Origin of the sequence: Shewanella sp. AS16, assembly GCF_021412365.1 — a bacterium.
GTDB lineage: Bacteria > Pseudomonadota > Gammaproteobacteria > Enterobacterales > Shewanellaceae > Shewanella > Shewanella salipaludis.
This window is the reverse complement of sequence record NZ_JAKCLK010000502.1, coordinates 1-254: the sequence shown is the minus strand read 5'-3', so window position 1 is coordinate 254 and position 254 is coordinate 1. Positions and strand designations below refer to the sequence as shown.

Genomic DNA, 254 nt, shown 5'->3' with positions numbered 1-254 from the left:
AATATATCGTTGGATATTACAGCCAGGTCAGGCCGCATCAATATAATGGCGGTCTGACACCAAGTGAGTCGGAGAGAAGGTTCTGGCTTGCGTATAAAACCGTGGCCAAAAAAGGTTGACCACTACATCTCAGCGGATTCAATAAGGTAGGCAAGACCTCATTGTCGGCCACACTTTCCAAGCTGACCTCGGCAGCTATCACTTCATGTGTGGCGGCATCCACCGCCAGATGCAGTTTACGCCAGGTACGACGC

The 254-nt window shown here is 50.8% G+C and carries 1 pseudogene; it reads right to left on the bottom strand.

From position 1 onward, the window contains the following. Positions 1-127 precede the first annotated feature (127 nt). A pseudogene (locus LZP73_RS21275) lies at positions 128-254 on the bottom strand (transposase); the annotation flags it as partial.